Genomic DNA, 2517 nt, shown 5'->3' with positions numbered 1-2517 from the left:
CCCGCCGTAGGAGCCGGCGGTGGTGCAGGTGGCGGCGTGGACGTTCGGGCCGATCAGCCAGATCCGATCGCCGGGGGTGGCGGCGGCGGCCCACAGCGACGCCGGCCCCCCGTTCCCCTCAGCATCGAAGTGCATCACGAAGTCGACGTCGATCTCTGGCTGGTCGCCATCGCACCGGGCCGCCCTGACGGTGTAGGTGCGCATGGCGCCGCGCTCTGCGGGGTCCATTGCGAGCCACCGCTGATACCAGCCCGATCCCTCGGGCGGTGACTCGAGGAGTTCCCGCATGTTCACGCGGGGGGCATCGTCGTCGCGGGTGGCGGGGATCATGACTTTGATCCGCAGGTCCAGCGTTGCCCCCTGCACCCCGAAGTCCCTCAGGCAGGACCCGCCGAAGGTGATGCGTTGGAAGTTGTCGCTGAGGCGCTGCACCCGGGTGACGACGACGTCGAAGGCTGATACCGCCGAAACGGTTCCATCGGTGCGCTGTGGTGCGCGCTCGCTCCGTCGGGCCGTGCGGTTGCTGACTTCGGTCATGTTGCTGCCTCCAGGTGGTGCGCGGACAGCGTGTCCTGCGGATTAGGCAGGAACCCCTGCCCGGTGGACGTTTTGGGTGACGACTGAGTAGCTCCGTCGCCTGAGTGGTGCCGGCCGACCGGCACCACCATGGGTGTGCCGGATACGGGGTCCGGGATGACGCGGCATTGCAGACCGAAAACCGAGGTGACGGTCTCCTCGGTCACCACCTCGGCGGGACTGCCCTGCGCGGCGATCTGGCCGTCCTTCATGGCGATGAGGTGATCGGCGTAGCGTGCGGCGAGGTTCAGGTCGTGGAGCACGATGGCCACCGTGGTGCCGTCGCGCCGGTTCAGGTCGGTGATCAGATCCAGTACTTCCACCTGGTGGGTGACGTCGAGGAAGGTGGTGGGTTCATCCAGCAGCAGGATGTCGGTTTGCTGGGCCAGGGCCATCGCGATCCAGACCCGCTGCCGCTGCCCACCGGACAATTCATCGACAAAGCGGTCAGCGAGCTCAAGGGTGTCGGTGGCTTGGAGGGCGGAGGCGACGGCGACGTCGTCGTCGTTGGTCCACTGCCGGAACCAGCCCTGGTGCGGGTAGCGGCCGCGACCCACCAGGTCGGCGACGGTGATCCCATCCGGGGCTACCGGTGTTTGCGGAAGCAGCCCGAGGATCCGCGCGACGGTGCGGGTGGACAGCGAGTGGATGTCCTTGCCGTCGAGGTTGACGACGCCGGCCGACGGCTTCAGCAGGCGGGCCAGGCCGCGCAGCAGGGTGGACTTGCCGCAGGCGTTGGCCCCGACGATCACCGTGACCTTGCCGGCCGGCAGCTCGACGGTGAGGTCCTGGACCACTTTGCGGTCGTCGTATGCGAGTGTCAGCTCGCTGGCTGTCAACGCCATTTCAGCCTCCCTGTCCTGTCCTGTTGGCGGTCACGAGCAGCCACAGCAGGAACGGGGCGCCGAGGACGCCTGTTACTACGCCGACCGGAAGTGACACACCGGGAATCATGTTGGCTGCCACGAAGTCTGCGGCGAGAACTATCACCGCGCCCACCAGTCCGGCCGCGGTGAGAGACACGGCGCCCTTCACGAGGCGGCGCGCGATCGGGCCGGCGAGGAAGGCGACGAACGCCACCGGCCCGGCGGCGGCGGTGGCAACGGCAGCCAGGGCCACTCCGACGGTGATCAGAGCTAGCCGCGATGGTTCGACCCGGATGCCGAGACTGGCGGCGGTATCGTCGCCCAGTTCCAGTCCTTGCAGCCCCCGGGACAGGACGGCCGCCGCGGGGATCAGCAGCAGCAGGGCGAGGACGAGGATCGTGGCGCGGTCCCAGTTGCTGGAATTCAGGGAGCCGTTGAGCCAGACCAGGGTGTCCGATGCGGTGCGGATATCGGTGCGGGTGAGCAAGAAACTGACCACCGCGTGCAGCACCGCGGCGAAGCCAATTCCCACCAGGATCAGCCGGTACCCGGCCGCCNCGCCGAGCCGCGGCGGGAGAGCAGGTAGATCGCTGCCGCGACGGCGAGGGCACCGATCAGGGCCGAAAGGGAGACCGCAACGCCCGCCGCCCCAAACAGCACTATTGCTGCCACGGCGGAGGCACTGGCTCCGTAGCTGATCCCAATGATGTCGGGGCTGGCCAGCGGGTTCCGGAGCATGGTCTGGAAAATGGTGCCCGCCAGGCCGAAGGCCACCCCGATAAGGACCGCGATCACCGCGCGGGGAAGCTTGTTTTCCATCACGATGAACGTAGCGCCGGGGATATCGGCGCCGCCGAGAATCCTGAAGAAGTCCGGGATGGTCACGGTATAGGTGCCGAGCAGGACGGAGACCGCGAACAGGACGGCGGTGACCCCCGCGAGGATACCGATCACCAGGCGGCGCTGGGCTGCTTGCCGGCGTCGACCGCCGCTGACGGTAGCCGACGGCGGTGTGGCAGCGCCATTCGGTGTGGCAGCGCCATTCGGTGTGGCAGCGCCATTCGGTGTGGCAGCG

General features: G+C 68.2%; 2 protein-coding genes and 1 pseudogene (1 of these 3 cut by a window edge). All 3 read right to left on the bottom strand.

Annotated features, from left to right (window positions below; all coding sequences use genetic code 11):
- Nucleotides 1-537 (bottom strand): siderophore-interacting protein (locus K728_RS0109455; protein WP_024476541.1); only part of this gene is annotated, 537 nt, incomplete at its 3' end.
- Entirely contained in the window at nt 534-1421 is an 888-nt protein-coding gene (locus tag K728_RS0109450) for an ABC transporter ATP-binding protein (RefSeq protein ID WP_024476540.1), read from the bottom strand. The genes K728_RS0109455 and K728_RS0109450, both read right to left, overlap by 4 nt.
- Before the next feature lies 1 nt (nt 1422).
- A pseudogene (locus tag K728_RS19035) lies at nt 1423-2517 on the bottom strand (FecCD family ABC transporter permease) (it continues 110 nt past the right edge of the window).

It is taken from the genome of Arthrobacter sp. CAL618, from assembly GCF_000468215.1.
Lineage (GTDB): Bacteria > Actinomycetota > Actinomycetes > Actinomycetales > Micrococcaceae > Arthrobacter_D.
The sequence above is the reverse complement of the archived record's forward strand: the minus strand, read 5'-3'. Positions and strand labels throughout refer to the sequence as shown.